Here is a 16,263-nt window from a genome sequence, read left to right on the forward strand (position 1 = left end):
CAAAATAATGTATTACAAAATTAGAATAGTATTTTTTACAACTTTCTTAGTATTAGGAATTAAATCTATAGCACAAAATAAATGGGTTACCATTTCTGGGACTATTATGGATAAAGAGAAAAATAGCTTACCCTATGTAAATGTAACACTAGAAAATAAAGCAGATGCTACTTTTATAAGTGGAACTATAACTAATGAAAATGGTATTTTCTCTATGAAGGGTATCACTAAAGGAGATTATATTCTTAAATGTTCTTATTTAGGTTTTACAACCAATGAAACACCAATATATGTAGGAGAAGTATCTGATTATTTAGATGTTGGTAAAATAATTTTGCAAGAAGATATTACTTCTTTGAAAGGAGTGGAAGTGACTTACAAAGCGGATGACATAAATGATAAAATGGATAAAAAGTCATTTACAGTAAGTGATAACATTAGCCAATCTGGAGGTTCTGTTTTACAAATGATGCAAAATTTACCTGGAGTAAGTGTACAAGAAGGTAAAATATCTTTAAGAGGAAATGATAAAGTCGTTATTCTAATTGACGGAAAACAAACTGCTTTAACAGGCTTTGGTAACCAATCTGGTTTAGATAATTTAGCAGCTTCTTCTATTGAAAAAATTGAAATTATAAATAATCCCTCTTCAAAATTTGATGCCAATGGAAATGCAGGAATCATCAATATCATTTATAAAAAGAATAAAACGGATGGCTTAACAGGTAAAGCGGGTTTAACCTCTGGCTTAGGTTCTCTATGGATTCGTAAAGAAAATTTGCCAACTATTCGTCCGCAATATACTACAACGCCTAAAATAAATCCTTCCCTGAATTTGAACTATAAGAAGAATAAGATTAATGTTTTTTTTAATGCCGATTATTTGTATACAGAAACATTAAATAAAAATGAATTTGTTACTAGGACTTATACAGATGGAACTATAATTAACCAACAAACCAAACGTAATAGAAATACACATTTCTTAACCCTAAAATCGGGAATCGATTGGGAAATTAATGAGAGAAATAACTTTACTTTTTCTACAGTGTATGGCTTAGAAAAAATCATTGATAATGGAGACGAGCCTTTCTTTAATGCTGATTTTTCCCAAAGACTACGCTTGTGGCAGTTTTTAGAAGATGAAGTAAAAACCACCTTTATGACATCAACTTCTTATGAGCATAAATTTAGAGAAATAGGAAGTTCGTTAACTGTTAATTTTAACTTTACATTTCATAGAGAAGATGAAAAGTACTTTTTTGATAATATCTTATCATCAGGAACTAGTAAAGATGCTTTTAAGCTGCTATCAGATGAAAAAGTATCCGATTTAAATGTTGATTATATTAAACCTTTAAAACATGGAAAATTAGAATCAGGATTAAAATTGAGATATAGAGAGATACCCACAAATATGCAATTTTTTCCAGGTTCTAATTCTGTTATAGATGCTAATGCTGGAGGTAAAGCAACCTATAAAGAAATTATTCCTGCCATTTATTCTAACTACAATTATGAAAATAATAAAATACAGGCCGAACTTGGGTTAAGGATTGAGTATGTAAATTTAAACTATTATGTCAATCCTAATCACCCAACATATAAAAGCGATGGATACAATTATTTTCAACCTTTTCCAAACCTTCGTTTCTCTTACAAGATAAATAAAGACAATAAAATCTCTATTTTTTATAATAGAAGAGTAGATCGACCAAATGAAGTAGATATTAGAATTTTTCCAAAATATGATGATGCAGAAATTATTAAAGTAGGTAACCCAGCTTTAAAACCTCAATATACTAATACTATTGAAATGGGTTATAAGAAAAATTACAATAAAGGTTATTTTTATGCAGCATTGTATCATAAAATGATAGATGCCACTATTACCAGAATAGCCACAACAGATTCAAATAGTACGATATTATACAATGTGTTTCAAAATGTAGGGAAAAGTAGTAACACAGGAGTTGAGTTTATTTTCAATAATAAAGTCAATGATTGGTATACCTATAATTTAAATACCAATTTTTATTACAATCAAATAAATGCTTTTAGCATAATAAATTTATATCCTAATCCCTCAGTTTATGCTTCAGATACACAAACTCTTTTTTCTGGAAATATAAAATGGAACAATATTTTTAAATTCAATAAAAATTATTCAGGACAAATTTCTAGTTATTATTTAGCACCAGAAATTATCCCACAAGGCAAACTAAAATCTAGATATTCAGTTGATTTAGGAATTAAAAAAATGATCCAAAATGGAAAAGGAGAATTGTTTTTTAATGCCACGGATATCTTTAATACACTTGTTTTAAGGTCAACAATAAATGGAGCCAATTTTAATTATACTAGTAATAATTATGCAGAAACACAAGTAATTCGATTGGGGTACAATTATAAATTTTAAAGTTTAAAAATGGACTAAATAAATAAAATAATGGACAAACTAAACAAAGTAGCGGAAATAACAATACTGTTTTGGTTAATGAAAATTGTAGCCACTACACTTGGTGAAACATTAGGGGATTATTTGTCAATAACTCTAAACTTTGGTTATTTGACAGGAATAGCGATTACTTTTGCATCTTTTTTAATTATGCTAACTATACAATTAGTAACAAAACGATATATTCCTATATTTTATTGGTTAGTTATTATTGCTACAACGACATTAGGAACAGAAATTTCAGATTTTATTGATAGAAGTTTACAACTTGGGTATACATTAGGAAGCCTAGTTTTATTGTTTGGATTGCTATTAACCTTATTATTTTGGTATAAAAAATTCAAAACATTACTTGTTTACCCAATTTTATCAAGAAATAAAGAAATTTACTACTGGATTGCAATTCTATTTTCTAATAGTTTAGGAACTGCTTTTGGAGATTATTTAAGTGATGTTATTGGGCTAAGTTACCTAAATGGTGCGATGGTTACTGCTGTTATAATTTTGATAGTTTTTTTATTGCATTATTTTACCAAAATAAATCAAGTGCTTTTATTTTGGATTGCATTTATTTTTACGAGACCTTTTGGAGCCACTTTTGGAGATTTTTTGACAAAGCCAATAGCAAGCGGAGGATTAGATTTGGGAACTTTAAGATCTTCAGTAGTTTCTATTGTAATAATGCTAATTCTAATTTATGTATCACATATACAGTTAAACAACAAAAAGCATGATTAATATTCCAAAACCGACAAAGACTTATTGGTTTTTAATGATAATTGCTACAACCATTGGGGAAATTGTTGGAAATTATATATCAAGAGATCTAGGTCTAGGTTATAAAATGGGTTCAATAATTTTAGGAACTCTATTTTTAGCTTCAATTTTTTACACTTTATTTTCTAAAAACAAAAATGCTATTTTATATTGGTTATTAATTATTATAGGCAATATTGGAGGAACAAATATTGCTGATTTGATTTGTATAGACTTAAATCTTGGAACAATTAATGGTTCGTTATTAGTTCTTGGAACTCTTTTACTTTTGATATTTTTGATGAAATTAGTAAAGAAAGAAAATTTTAATATGCAATTATTTTTATATTGGATGGCCATTATTGTTTCAAGCACCTTTGGAACAACTTCTGGAGATTTTTTAACTAATGACACTCCATTAGGAGCATTTGGAGGTTCAATATTTTTATTTGTTTTATTACTTATATCAGTACTTTTAGTAAGCCTAAAAAGAATATCTTCCACCTTTTTTTATTGGACCGCACTAATTATAATACATCCAATAGGAGCGACAATTGGAAACTATATTTCAAAACCAATAGGACTGAATTTAGGAAATATATGGACAAGTGTTTTTTTAATTGTATTATTTATATTGTTATTTGTTTACGATAAAAAAATGTTTTACCCAAAAAAAGTATCTCAAAAATTATAGTTTAGATAATAAACAAAATAGGTAAGAATATAAATATAAGTAGTAAATTAGTATTTTAACCATTTTCAAAATATTATAGTAAAGCCGAATCAAATTAGTAGTGAGTCGGCTTTTTTATTTAAAATGAAAATTGTTTTATAGATCTATTTTTTAATAAACTCTCCATTACTATCAAAAAGCAAATCGGTATTTTTAGTATCTATTTTTAATTCAATTTCATATGTTATTGTACCATTTGCATCAGTAATTTTAGCCGTTTCTTTTATTTTTTTATTAGGATAATTTTTTAGAACATATTCTAATGCTTTTTTAGGTAATTCTTTTTCTTCAATCTCAATTTCTGTTGCCATTTTTTTTCCGTTTGAAGAATAATTTTCCGAGGCATCTTTCCCATTCATTTTAAACTCAGCTTCAAAACCCTTTTTCTCAATATCCCATGATGCTTTTACATTTGGATGCTCTTTCTTGAATGCTTTTATAACAGCATCTGGAACTTTTTTTTCTTGAGCCTGTGATAATGCCATTGATGAAATGGCTATTATCACTGTAAATGATAATTTTTTCATAATAAAAATAATTAAAGTTATAGTCAAAAGTAGATTAGGAATCTATTTGGATTCTATTCTTTTGTGTAAGTTTGAAAAAGTGCAATTCATTGGTATAAGAATATTCAATTGCAATAGTATTTAAATCGGCTATTTCCTTTACTAAAGAAAGCCCTAAGCCTAGTGATTTTTGATCATTTGATTTTTTAACAAACCTTTCAAAAATTAAAGATTGATCAAGTTCTTTTTCAATACTTGTATTACTTATTACTAGTGTTTCACCTCTAGTTGTGAGGATTATTTTTCCATTAGTAAGATTATGTCTTATTGCATTTTGAATTAAATTGCTTAAAAGAATATAAGCTAATTCTTCGTTTAATAAAAGAGAGAAATTAGATTCAATAGTGTTTTCAATAAAAATGTTTTTACTTAAAATAAGATCTTCCTTTTGAAATATTATTTTATCTATTATAGGTCTAATATCTATTTTTTTATTGTTTTCAAACTGACCATTTTCTATTTTAGATAATAATAGCAAGGATTTATTTATTTTACTTAAACGATTTGCTGTATCATCTATAGAAGCTAGTAATTTCATTTCATTTTCGTTTATGTTTTTTGATTGAAGCAATAAATCAACTTTAGATTTAATAATAGCTAATGGTGTTTGAAATTCATGGGATGCGTTTTCAGTAAATTTTTTTTGATTGGAGTAATCTAAAACCATTTTTTCTGTCATCATTTCAATTGATTTATTCAACTCTTGGAATTCAGAAATCGAGGTATCTTGAAATTGTAAAGCATTTTTGTCAGATACTTTAAAGTTCTTAATACTACTAACGGTGTGAAAGAAAGGTGCCCATATTATTTTAGAAATTCGAATGTTAATATATACAATAGTGAGTAGTAACAAGACCAGAATACTGATGAAAACATAAAATATTATTTCTAAAATTTCATCAAATTCCAATGAACTTTTCCAAACTTTTATGAAGTAATTTTTGGTATCAATCTGTATACTTTTTTGGAGTATTTTATTTGAAATATATTCTTTTTGTATCTTAGAATAAATTAAAGTATCTGTTATTTTTTGAGGAATAGTTACATTTGTATCAATTTCTTTAATATATAACTCATTATTCTCTTGAAAAACAGCAAGAATTAAAGAATCTCCTTTTATAAGGTGATTTTCAATTACTTTTACTCTAGAAATTAAAAGAGACTCGCTACTCTCTCCTAATTCATGCAACATAAACCAATAGCAAAATAATGCGGAAGCTAAAAGTACTGGTAAAGTAAGTAGAATGTAATACCTACTGGTTTTGTTAATTAGTTTCATATTTCCGTTTTAAAAGAATAACCTATTCCGTATATCGATTTTAAATAATCGGTACAATTAGCATCTAATAATTTTTTTCTTAAGTTTTTTACATGATTGTAAATGAAATCGAAATTGTCGAATTGATCTGCATTATCGCCCCAAAGATGTTCTACCAATGCGTTTTTTTGAATAACTCTATTCTTATTGATAATAAAATACTCCAGTAAGTCAAATTCTTTTGTAGTTAAATTAATAACAGAACCATTTACTAAAACCTTTCTTTCTTCAGGAATAATTTCAATTTCATTCAACTTAATAGAGTTTGTACCTTCAAAATTATTTCTTCTAATTAATGCTTTTATTCTAGCATTTAATTCTGCTAAATAAAAGGGTTTTGGTAAATAATCGTCAGCTCCTAAGTTTAACCCATCAACTTTATCATCAATTGAATTTTTTGCAGAGATAATGATTATACCTGTTTTTGGTCTTGTTGTTTTAATTTCTTTAATTAAATCTAAACCAGATCCTTTAGGTATAGTTATGTCAATTAAAATACAATCATATTCATAAAGATGAATTTTTTCATAAGCTAGTTCATAATCAGAAGCATACTCAACCAAATATTTTTCAATTTCTAGATATTGGTAAATACTATCTTTCATTTCTTGTTCATCTTCTACAATAAGTACTTTCATTTTAATAAAAAAATTTGTTGAAGTAAAATACGATACCAATTCTGTTTTAATTCTGTATAAAAAATAGATTCTATCTCAAAAATACAGATTTACTACAGAATTAGAACTCAATTTTGTGTATTAAATTAGGATATATGATAAAATTGTTAGTTTCAAAAAGTAGATATGCTCTGTTGAGAGTTTTTAACTTATGGTTTTTACTTTTTTCGTTTTTGCTAAGACTTGTCTTTTTTATTTGGCATTTTGATGAAGTTTCATTAAAAATTTCTGATGTATTACTTACTTTCTGTCTTGGTTTTGTTTTTGATACAGGAGTCTGTTTCATGATTTCTTTGCCGTTTGTCATATACCTTTCTATTTTTCCTAATAAATGGATTGGTAGTTTATTTGATAAAATAATAATTTACTTTTTTTCAACATTAACTTTATTTACTCTAGTATTTACATTTTTAGCAGAAATTACTTTCTGGGAAGAATTTAAAAATAGATTTAATTTTATTGCTGTAGATTATTTAATTTATACCTATGAAGTAATTTCAAATATTAAAGAATCCTATAATCTTACTTTACTTATTGGAATAGTTCTATTCATTACCCTATTGCTATTGTTTTTATTTCATAAGAAAAAGGCTTATTCAAATACTTTTGCCCAAAAGATAACAGTAAAGACACGATTATTAGTTTTTTTTACTTTTAGTTTTATAGTGCTTTTTTATATAAAGTTTATTCCTAATACTCTTGCAGAAAGAATGGGAAATAGATATAATGACGAAATTTCAAAAGCAGGTATTTATTCTTTTTTTGCAGCTTTTAGAAACAATCAAATGAAATATCAAAAATTTTACACCACAATAGACAATGATAAAGCTTTTGCTATTATAAAGCACAAGTTAGAAGAGCCCAATTCTAAATTTAATTCCAAAAAATATCCAATACATAGAAAAGTAAATGATAATGGGCAAATTAACACTAAAGGAAAAAATGTTGTTTTTATTTTAGTTGAAAGTTTGAGCGCTAGTTTTTTAAATAAATATGGCAATCAGGAAAATATTACTCCATTTTTAGATAGTTTAACTACCAAAAGTTTTTTTTTTGATAATTTATATGCAACAGGAACAAGAACTGTAAGAGGAATGGAAGCTGTAACATTATGTATTCCGCCTACACCTGGACAAAGTATAGTTAAAAGACCAGAAAACCATAATTTATTTACTATTTCTAATGTTTTTAAATCAAAAAAATACAAAACTAATTTCTTTTATGGTGGGGATGGTTATTTTGATAATATGAATTCTTTTTTTGGAGGGAATGGATTTGATATTTATGACAGAGGTAGAGGTAGTATATTAAATGATGAAATAAAAACAAATAGATATAATATTGAAGATAATGAAGTAACTTTTGAAAATGCTTGGGGTATTTGTGATGAAAACTTATTTGACAAAATGATTACTGTAGCTGATAAATACCATAATGAGAATAAATTATTTTTCAACTTTGTCATGACCACATCTAATCATAGGCCTTATACCTATCCAGAAGGCAAAATAGATATTCTCTCAGGGACAGGCAGAAGTGGAGCTGTTAAGTATACCGATTATGCTTTACAACAATTATTTAGGAAAGCAAAGCAAAAAGAATGGTATAAAAATACTATATTCGTAATCATTGCAGACCATTGTGCTAGTAGTGCTGGCAAGAATGAAATAGATATTGCTAATTATCATATTCCTGCATTTATAGTTAATGCTTCTGAAATTGAGAATCAAATAATTACAAAGCAATGCTCTCAAATTGATTTGTTTCCTACTTTATTTGGGATTATGAATTGGAGTTACGAATCTGATTTTTTTGGAAAAAATGTTTTGAGTAATTCATTTGAAGAAAGAGCACTATTAGGTACTTACAGAAAGTTAACACTAATGAAACAAGATAAAGCAATGATTCTCTCAGATCAGAAGAAACAAACTTTTAATAAATGGGATAAGGAATCAAATAATTTAACTCAATTGCCTATGGATAATGCCTTTTTAGAAGAAACGATTGCATGGTACCAAACAGCCGATTATTTGTTTACCAATAAATTATTAAATTAATGCAAAAGCTCCATTTCATTGTTAATCCTATTTCTGGAAAAGGAAACCATTTGATTACAGAACAACTGGTAAGAAGTTATTTTGACACATCGGAATATGAAATTCAAGTTAGTGCTTCCAAATATGAAAAACACGCTATAGAACTAACTCAATTAGCTATTTTAGATAAACCAGATGTAATTATAGCCTGTGGTGGAGATGGAACAATTAACGAAGTAGCCAGTGGTTTGGTAGGTAGTACTATTCAATTTGGAATAATACCCGTTGGATCTGGTAACGGATTAGCATCTAACTTGAACATTCCTAGAGATATTAAAAAGGCTTTTGAAATAATAAAAAACAAAAATACAAGCACAATAGATGTTGGTAAAATAAACGAGAAGTATTTTTTTAGCAACACAGGTATAGGTATTGATGCAGCTATAATAGAAAAATATCAAAAATCAGGTACACGAACCTTAATTTCTTATGTTAAGGCTAGTATTTCTACTGGTTTACATTACAAACCTAATGTTATTAAGTATTCCATAAATAAAAAGATTGAAAATTGTAAATCGCTATTATTTTTTATTTCAAATTCAAATGAAATGGGATACAATATGTCATTGACCCCTAAAGCTTCTTTATCAGATGGATTTTTAGATTTAATAATTGTTACTAAATTAAACCTTTTAGATAAAATAAGATTAGGAATTGCTGTATTAAGAAATAAGGTAGATCAATTAAAATCAGTAAATCATCAATTAATTAAAAATGTAACTATTGAAATAAGTGATGCTTGTACTAGTTTAGCTCAGATTGATGGAGAATCTTATATTTTAAATACAAACATAATTGAAATTCAGATAATTGAAAATGGGTTAACTATATTGATTTAATACTAGTATGAAAAAAGCACTTTTTTTACTCCTTTTTGTTTGTTCTTTTTTGCAGGCTCAAGTTCGTGTAATAGATTCTACAAACCAACATTATAAGCTAAAAGCTAAGGCTTTACTTATTCCTGCAGTCTTAATTGGATATGGAGTCATAGGAATTGAAAGTGATGGAGTTAAAGGTTTTAATACTGAAATTAAAGAAGAAGTAAATGAAAGTATTGATGAAAAGATTACTATAGACGATTTTAGTCAGTACTTACCAGCAGCGAGTGTTTATGGCTTAAATGCAATAGGTATTAAAGGGAAGCACAATTTTAAAGACCGTTCCGTAATTTTAGCGACTTCTTATTTATTAGTTTCAGCAAGTGTTTTATCCTTGAAAAGTATTACTAAGATAGAACGACCAGATGGTTCTTCTTTCAATTCTTTTCCCTCAGGACATACAGCAACAGCTTTTGCAGGAGCTGAATTTCTTTGGAAAGAATACAAAGACCAATCCATTTGGTATGGTATTTCTGGATATTTAGTAGCAACAGGCACAGGAATGTTTCGTATTTATAACGATAGGCATTGGTTAACCGATGTAGCTGCAGGAGCAGGAATAGGTATTCTGTGTACCAAAGCTGCGTATTGGTTACAACCTAAAATTCAAAAACTCCTTTTTAAAAAAGAAACTACTACTAGATTAGTTACGGCACCATTTTACAATGGGAAAGAACTAGGAATTGGGTTGGTTTGTATGTTTTAGATTTATTCCATTTCAATAAAGGGTAAAAAAGATATTTTTATTTCACCATCATTTTAATTTACAAATCTGAGACTGGAGATAATTTTGTAAACTCACAAAATTATCTCCAGTCTCTATTTTTTTACCCAGATTTCCAAAATCTAGCTAGAACTGAATGTGTTTCTACTTGGATTTCCAAAATCTAGTCTCAAGAGAATGCTTTTATTGCAAACGAGTGTTGTTAATTTTAAAAAATTAGGAACTAATTCTTACAGTAATTATTTCCCGATACAATATCTTTTTTCTCTTTATTCATAAAGGTTTAATAAGGTAGAGGTGTACAAGAGCTGTTTAGAAAAAGAATTAAAAATTATTTTTGATTACCTCTTCAAAATCTTCTTTTATAAATTCCCAATACTTTCCCTTGAAGCAAATAGGGTCAAAATCATCATCTGCTTGATCAAAATTAGTAAAATTTTTAATAATCAAATCTTTATCATGTGCATAGGGATAACGTTGCTCGTGCAAATCTAGCATTTGTGTGATATTGTAAGATTCTAATAAGTCGTGTAAATCCCAAAAATCCTTTTTACGACCAACTCTTTGGATAACATCCACTTTCATTGCAATAATTTCTTCAATAGATGCCATTCGTATTCCTTCCTCTTCAATATAAGGTTGAACAAACGGATCTGTGTAAAAAATATCTAATTTAATGGTATTATCCTCATTATCTCCAATAAAGTAGGACTTACCCAATGCAGGTAGAATATCTAATGAGTCGACATAATTAAAAGTAGCTTTTAAAAAGGAATCAATTTGTTCAAAATTAATGGAACCATAATCTGCATCACTAAATAAATCGATATCGATAGATTCTCTATGTCCTATTTGTAAACTGAGTGCAGTACCTCCAACAAGTCTAAAATTATCAAAAATACTTGCGTTCATTACGGTTATGAGCGTATTTTTTAATAACTCATTTACAGTATTGTAATAAAGCATTATATCTTTTGTTTATTTTGATAGATGGTATAGGGTTTTCGCTCTGTATTTCGAAGTGCAGTTCTAATTTTAGTGGGTCCATAAAAAGTTTCTAACTCTTTTTTCTCTAATTCATTACCACGTTCATATACACGTTGAATAATCGCTTTATATTGTTTGTCCCAATTAATTTTAGAAATATCGGTATCCCAAAAAAGAGATTTTCGTAGATTAGATAGGTTAGGAGTACGAAGTGCTTTCTTTTTTATTTGAGCAATTTCGTAATAGGTCTGAAGAAATGCCAATGCTCCTTCTTCTAAATTTAGAGCAGCTTCGATTTTTAAAGCTAATGCAGTATTAAGGTTTCTTCTCCCTTTTGTAATAGCATTAATAGTTTGTGGATGTTCACCTATAGAAATTGCAAAAGGACGCTGAGCAATCTCTTTTTTAGCTAATAAACGCTCTAAAATGATTCCTGGATGTATGCCTTTGTATTTTTCTAATTGAAAATTCATAGTACAAATATAAACAAATTTGTTTATATAAATATAGTATAAACATAGTATAAAGTATAGTCTTGAGTAAAAAGGAAATTTAGGAGTAGTAAATCTTAAAATTATGTGATTTATATTATAAAAGTTTGTTAAAGAGTATGTTATGGTATACAAATTGTTTTGGGAAAAGTATTGTTAAATTTTAAAACTATAAAAGATGAGTACAAAAAATCAAATTAGTATCGAAATTCCTCAAGTAGTAATTGATACGGTGACCCAAAAGTTACAAGAATGTAAAACGGCTTTAGCTCCTTTTTTACAAGGACTTACCGCAGAAGAACGAGTATCGTTGTTTAAAATGGGAGACAAAACAGTTGCCACAGTGCAAAAAACAAAATCCTATGTAGAAACCAATCCAGAGTTTGTACCTGCTTACATGGATAAAACAGAATTTTTAAAAGACGAAGCCGTTGTTTCTATCTTAAACCCATTGACTAATTTAGCCACACAACTGACTTCAGATTTAAACGACACTATCATGTTGGCCGGTAGTGAAGCTTTACAAGCTTCTATGTTGTATTACGGACAAGTAAAAGAAGCTCAAAGCAAAGGAATTGTAACCGCAAAACCTATTTACGAAGATTTAAGCCAACGTTTTGCTAAAAGAAGTAGAAAACCTACTGAAGAAAAACCAGAATAAGTTTAGTGATTTTTAATAATAGAGACTCCAGCAATGGGGTCTTTTTTTGTTTTATACCTAAAATACTCAAATTATAAGCTAAAAGAGATTATCGATAATCTAAAAGACTATAATTATAGTCTCTAACATTATAATTAGAACCTAAAAGGTATTAATTATACTCTCAAAGCTATTAATTAATAGCAAAAAGATATTAATTAGAATATTTAATAGGGTAGCGGTTTTGAGTTGCTTTTTGAGGGTTGTTTTATTATTGCTATCATCTTTTTTTTAACACAAAAATTTTAGCCACAATCTTGTCATGCTGTAAGCATCCCATTCGTAGCTCAAAAATGAAGTATAAAACTTAATGAATATGAAAACAGGTAGAAATACCTATACTAATATTGTTGAAATGGTTTATTTTTGGTAGGTTTGATAAATACTAGTTTTTTAAATCTATATAGGTAAAAATACTATTAAAGCCGATATTAATTTTGAACAATAACTTGGAAAGTAGTTAATGAATTGCGTTGTGTAGTAGTTGAAAAATCAATGCAAAGACTTTGTGTTGCTGATGGTTTTCTTAAAGCACTTATGTTGTACACTATGAAATACTTAAAATACCTAAAAATGGTGCTTTAGGAAAAAGAGGGAATTGTGAAGAAGAGAAAAACAAGATTGCAAAGTAACTCTGGGTATTTATTTAGGTACAGAAGAAGTTAGAGATGATGGTATTTTGTTTGAATATAAAATGGCTGTTTTACGAGCTACTTTGCAAGTACAGTTTGCAAGAGAATCCTTTCAATAAAAGATAATAGAGAATTTTAAGAAGTTGTAAATGAAAAAAAAATACATAAAAATTTTAGAAAAAGATATTAAAAAATCTTTCACTATAAAAAGAATTATATTAAACCTTATCTTTATTATAACTGTTTTTATATATAATGATTTTTTTAGTAATTTTATTAATAATTATTTTACACCTAAAGTCTTTCCAAATAGCTTTTTAGTAATTTCAATCTTTATATTAATACTTTTTTTAAGTTTTATAGGTATTTCTTATAAAATATTAAAAAACAAATATAATAACTCAACAAACGAAATTAATTTAATATTTCTTATTTTATTTTTAGTTTGTTACTTTAGTTATTGGATTCCTGAAAACAAATGGACTTTAGTAAAATTTGAGTTTGGAGGTTTAAATGTTTTTTATGTCAATCTTATAATAATTATTTTAATACTTACTCTATTTGTTATTTTCATTAGATATCTTGATTATTTGGGTGAAAATAAAGAAATAGAATCAGCAAATAACATATTATTAGATGATAGTCCAATTTTAATAAAAGCTGATGATAAATTAGATTATCAGGAAACGGTTAAGAATTTAACCGATATTTTATATAACGATAATCACAAGAAATCATTTACAATTGGTTTAGTAGGACCATGGGGTAATGGAAAATCCAGTGTATTGAAGATGGTTGAAAAAGAATTAGAAGAAAAGATTTGTATGAATAATTCTCCATTTATAATTTTTAATTTTCTACCTTACTTAAATCATAAAGAAAATGATATAATAAATGAGTTTTTTACTTGCTTAAGTAATGAACTAAAACCTTACAGCGGAAAATTATCTGATCTAATAACAGAATATTCTTCAACAATTACTGATATTTACGAAAATAAAAATATTCTTGGTTTCATAGAAAGCCACGTAACTGACTTCAAGAATTCATCAGCAAACGAACTATATTCATTGATTAACGATATGCTCTCGGATGTCAATAAAAAAATAATCGTTTTTATTGATGATTTAGATAGACTTAATAAGGATGAAATTCTTCAAGTATTTAAGTTAATTAGAAATACTGCAGACTTTAGAAACACAACATTTGTTGTGGCAATGGATAAAGAATATGTATTAAGAAGTCTCAAAAAAAGCAAGAAGATATTTCATTCAAGTTTCATTGATAAATTTTTTCAGTTAGAAATTTACTTACCAGAAATTGATAAATCAAAATTAAAAGAACGTTTTCTTTTAGAATTAAATTCTTCCATATTAAACGGTGGTTCTCCAGATTTTGGGTATAAAATTATGGAAGCAATTGATAACGAAGGAAATTTATTTAATGATTATGTAAAAAACATAAGAGATGTCAAAAGATTGGTTAATCAAGTGATTTATGATTTTCCAAGTACTGGTGGTGAAATTGACATGAAAGACTTTTTAAACTTTACCTATTTTAAATTAAAATTTCCAAATTTCATCTATATTCTAAAGCAAGGAATTGGTGATATAATAGAATTAGATGATCAAGGAAAATATAATCTAAAAGAAAAAATAGACGGTAATGAAAACAATAGTGAATCATTTAGTAGTGATAAAATTTTTAAAATTTTATCAAAACAACAATCTTTTAATCCTAAAAAATATGAGCTCTATAACGAAGAATTTTTTAATAATTGTTTACTAGAGGATCAAACTATTGATTGTGAAAATAAGTATTTATTGCTGAAAACATTAGCATTTATGTTTGGGATTGAAAACACTAATAATGATGTAAGCTCAATTAAAAATGAGAATAATTTAAGAATATTATTAGAACAAAAAGTACCTAAAAATAGACTTATAAATAATGAATTTACGACATTAATAAATTCTGAATTAGAAAACATTATTAACATAATAGATGAGTTTTATAAAAATAATAAATTAGAACAATTATTGTCGAGATTTAATTTTTTTACAGCTTCCAAAAATGAAAGTGAATATAAAAATTCAATTTTAGCATTAGTATATATTTTTGAAAAAAGAAGAGATTTTTCAATTTACGAGGCTAACATTATATTACAAATTAGTGTATTTGCACATAAATTAAATGATGAAGAGGAAGGTTTAAATATAGATTTAAAACAGTGGTCTTTAGAAAATATTTTTCAAAATAAAACTTTTAACATTGAAACAAGAGTTCTTCTTTTAGGACATTTAAGAAATGGTGCTTTAGGTAGTAAATTTAAAGTTACTCTTTGGCGTTTTAAACCTCTTGAATTAAATGAATTAATCTTAAAATTATTCCAAGAATATCTAGAGGATTCTGCAAGTTTAATAAGTAATCCAAATAATTATTCTTTATATCATGTTTATCATACAATTAAATCTGGAATTAAAAATGAAGTAACAAAAAAAATAATTGAATTTTGGAGTACTAGTAATTTAGAATTGCTGTGCGCTCAAATAACTGATTTAGATTCATGGCCATCATCATCATTTAAAATTGCAGATGTGATAAATGAATTTTTTAATTCAAAAATAAATTTCATTCAATTTGTTAAATCTCATAAAGATTCAAATAATTCTGAAATCGAGGAATTTTTAGCCTTATATAATCTTCTTCAAATCTCTGAATTTAAATATACTTGTATGTTTAAATTTGAAAAATCAACTTTGATGTTGGCAAAAATTGAATATTTAAAACAATTTAAAATAGGTAAAGATGAAAATCAAGGGCTGACACAACTTGTTCTTGAAACAAATAGCTTAAATTTTATAGAAGGTCTTCATAGTCAGAAAGATCTTGAAAGAAAATATGGTATAAGAATACATGAATATAATTTCTCGAATAATGTAGTTTATTATATGTTCGTATATCTAAAAGAAAATTTAGGTAATAATCCAGTATTATCTTTTACTCAAGAATTATATCGTTCAATTCTACCATTCACAGATTGGGAAAAAACAGCTTTTGTTGCAAACAATATAGATAACGGTAAAAATTTAATTCCACAAAAGAATAATAATTATTACCTAAAAGTGATATCAATAGAACCAAGAAAGAAACAATAATATAAATTACGAAGTAAATTAAATGCCAAACAACCAGAAATTTTAAGCCTTATACGTTTTCTTACTCTAAGAATGTAGGTAAAAACTAT

13 protein-coding genes are annotated in these 16,263 nt (G+C 26.8%); 8 read left to right on the forward strand and 5 right to left on the reverse strand.

The window, feature by feature from the left end; all coding sequences use genetic code 11:
- Window positions 1-7: 7 nt before the first annotated feature.
- From FIA58_RS04730 to FIA58_RS04740, 3 genes are read left to right on the forward strand one after another with little or no spacing between them, the layout of a single operon-like run.
- On the forward strand, window positions 8-2,419 hold the full coding sequence (locus FIA58_RS04730; RefSeq protein ID WP_140960579.1) for an outer membrane beta-barrel family protein: 2,412 nt from the start codon (window positions 8-10) through the stop codon (window positions 2,417-2,419).
- 30 nt (window positions 2,420-2,449) lie between these two features.
- The gene (locus tag FIA58_RS04735) at window positions 2,450-3,196 is read left to right on the forward strand and encodes a COG4705 family protein (protein ID WP_140960581.1); all 747 of its coding nucleotides are present in this window, start codon (window positions 2,450-2,452) and stop codon (window positions 3,194-3,196) included.
- On the forward strand, window positions 3,189-3,908 hold the full coding sequence (locus FIA58_RS04740; RefSeq protein WP_140960583.1) for a COG4705 family protein: 720 nt from the start codon (window positions 3,189-3,191) through the stop codon (window positions 3,906-3,908). The genes FIA58_RS04735 and FIA58_RS04740 overlap by 8 nt, the downstream gene beginning before the upstream one ends.
- 143 nt (window positions 3,909-4,051) lie before the next feature.
- On the opposite strand, the gene FIA58_RS04745 is transcribed toward FIA58_RS04740, so the two are convergent.
- The 3 genes from FIA58_RS04745 to FIA58_RS04755 are packed head-to-tail and all read right to left on the reverse strand — an operon-like array spanning window position 4,052 to window position 6,469.
- Window positions 4,052-4,474 carry a PepSY-like domain-containing protein gene (locus tag FIA58_RS04745; RefSeq protein WP_140960585.1) on the reverse strand — a complete coding sequence of 141 codons (423 nt, stop codon included), beginning with the start codon at window positions 4,472-4,474 and terminating at the stop codon, window positions 4,052-4,054.
- 34 nt (window positions 4,475-4,508) lie between these two features.
- Window positions 4,509-5,792, reverse strand: a complete 1,284-nt coding sequence (locus tag FIA58_RS04750; protein ID WP_140960587.1) for a sensor histidine kinase — start codon at window positions 5,790-5,792, stop codon at window positions 4,509-4,511.
- A complete protein-coding gene (locus FIA58_RS04755) occupies window positions 5,789-6,469 on the reverse strand; it encodes a response regulator transcription factor (protein ID WP_140960589.1) in 681 nt (226 codons plus the stop codon). The genes FIA58_RS04750 and FIA58_RS04755 overlap by 4 nt, the downstream gene beginning before the upstream one ends.
- 134 nt (window positions 6,470-6,603) lie before the next feature.
- Here FIA58_RS04755 and FIA58_RS04760 point away from each other — a divergent pair, with 134 nt between their 5' ends.
- The 3 genes from FIA58_RS04760 to FIA58_RS04770 are packed head-to-tail and all read left to right on the forward strand — an operon-like array spanning window position 6,604 to window position 10,188.
- Entirely contained in the window at window positions 6,604-8,565 is a 1,962-nt protein-coding gene (locus FIA58_RS04760) for an LTA synthase family protein (RefSeq protein ID WP_140960592.1), read from the forward strand.
- On the forward strand, window positions 8,565-9,443 hold the full coding sequence (locus tag FIA58_RS04765) for a diacylglycerol/lipid kinase family protein (protein ID WP_140960594.1): 879 nt from the start codon (window positions 8,565-8,567) through the stop codon (window positions 9,441-9,443). Before FIA58_RS04760 ends, FIA58_RS04765 begins: the two co-directional genes overlap by 1 nt.
- Before the next feature lie 7 nt (window positions 9,444-9,450).
- Entirely contained in the window at window positions 9,451-10,188 is a 738-nt protein-coding gene (locus tag FIA58_RS04770; protein WP_140960597.1) for a phosphatase PAP2 family protein, read from the forward strand.
- Window positions 10,189-10,530: 342 nt separating this feature from the next.
- Here the strand turns inward: FIA58_RS04770 and FIA58_RS04775 are convergent, their stop codons facing one another.
- Window positions 10,531-11,172 (reverse strand): nucleotidyl transferase AbiEii/AbiGii toxin family protein, encoded by a 642-nt coding sequence (locus FIA58_RS04775; RefSeq protein WP_140960599.1) that lies wholly within the window; start codon window positions 11,170-11,172, stop codon window positions 10,531-10,533.
- Complete coding sequence (locus FIA58_RS04780; protein WP_140960601.1) at window positions 11,172-11,666, reverse strand: helix-turn-helix transcriptional regulator; 495 nt, start codon at window positions 11,664-11,666, stop codon at window positions 11,172-11,174. Before FIA58_RS04780 ends, FIA58_RS04775 begins: the two co-directional genes overlap by 1 nt.
- 196 nt (window positions 11,667-11,862) lie before the next feature.
- Between FIA58_RS04780 and FIA58_RS04785 the strand changes: the two genes are divergently transcribed.
- Window positions 11,863-12,345, forward strand: a complete 483-nt coding sequence (locus tag FIA58_RS04785; protein ID WP_140960603.1) for a hypothetical protein — start codon at window positions 11,863-11,865, stop codon at window positions 12,343-12,345.
- Between the two features lie 820 nt (window positions 12,346-13,165).
- Window positions 13,166-16,174 carry a KAP family P-loop NTPase fold protein gene (locus FIA58_RS04790; RefSeq protein WP_140960605.1) on the forward strand — a complete coding sequence of 1,003 codons (3,009 nt, stop codon included), beginning with the start codon at window positions 13,166-13,168 and terminating at the stop codon, window positions 16,172-16,174.
- The last annotated feature ends 89 nt before the right edge of the window (window positions 16,175-16,263 follow it).

The sequence above is a fragment of the Flavobacterium jejuense genome, from assembly GCF_006491595.2.
In the GTDB taxonomy this organism is placed as follows: Bacteria; Bacteroidota; Bacteroidia; order Flavobacteriales; family Flavobacteriaceae; genus Flavobacterium; species Flavobacterium jejuense.

Excerpts from the sequence above, each read along its gene's own strand:
- FIA58_RS04730 (WP_140960579.1), top strand. The coding sequence starts at position 8 with ATGTATTACAAAATTAGAATAGTATTTTTTACAACTTTCTTAGTATTA.
- FIA58_RS04735 (WP_140960581.1), top strand. The coding sequence starts at position 2,450 with ATGGACAAACTAAACAAAGTAGCGGAAATAACAATACTGTTTTGGTTA.
- FIA58_RS04740 (WP_140960583.1), top strand. The coding sequence starts at position 3,189 with ATGATTAATATTCCAAAACCGACAAAGACTTATTGGTTTTTAATGATA.
- FIA58_RS04745 (WP_140960585.1), bottom strand. The coding sequence starts at position 4,474 with ATGAAAAAATTATCATTTACAGTGATAATAGCCATTTCATCAATGGCA.
- FIA58_RS04750 (WP_140960587.1), bottom strand. The coding sequence starts at position 5,792 with ATGAAACTAATTAACAAAACCAGTAGGTATTACATTCTACTTACTTTA.
- FIA58_RS04755 (WP_140960589.1), bottom strand. The coding sequence starts at position 6,469 with ATGAAAGTACTTATTGTAGAAGATGAACAAGAAATGAAAGATAGTATT.
- FIA58_RS04760 (WP_140960592.1), top strand. The coding sequence starts at position 6,604 with ATGATAAAATTGTTAGTTTCAAAAAGTAGATATGCTCTGTTGAGAGTT.
- FIA58_RS04765 (WP_140960594.1), top strand. The coding sequence starts at position 8,565 with ATGCAAAAGCTCCATTTCATTGTTAATCCTATTTCTGGAAAAGGAAAC.
- FIA58_RS04770 (WP_140960597.1), top strand. The coding sequence starts at position 9,451 with ATGAAAAAAGCACTTTTTTTACTCCTTTTTGTTTGTTCTTTTTTGCAG.
- FIA58_RS04775 (WP_140960599.1), bottom strand. The coding sequence starts at position 11,172 with ATGCTTTATTACAATACTGTAAATGAGTTATTAAAAAATACGCTCATA.
- FIA58_RS04780 (WP_140960601.1), bottom strand. The coding sequence starts at position 11,666 with ATGAATTTTCAATTAGAAAAATACAAAGGCATACATCCAGGAATCATT.
- FIA58_RS04785 (WP_140960603.1), top strand. The coding sequence starts at position 11,863 with ATGAGTACAAAAAATCAAATTAGTATCGAAATTCCTCAAGTAGTAATT.
- FIA58_RS04790 (WP_140960605.1), top strand. The coding sequence starts at position 13,166 with ATGAAAAAAAAATACATAAAAATTTTAGAAAAAGATATTAAAAAATCT.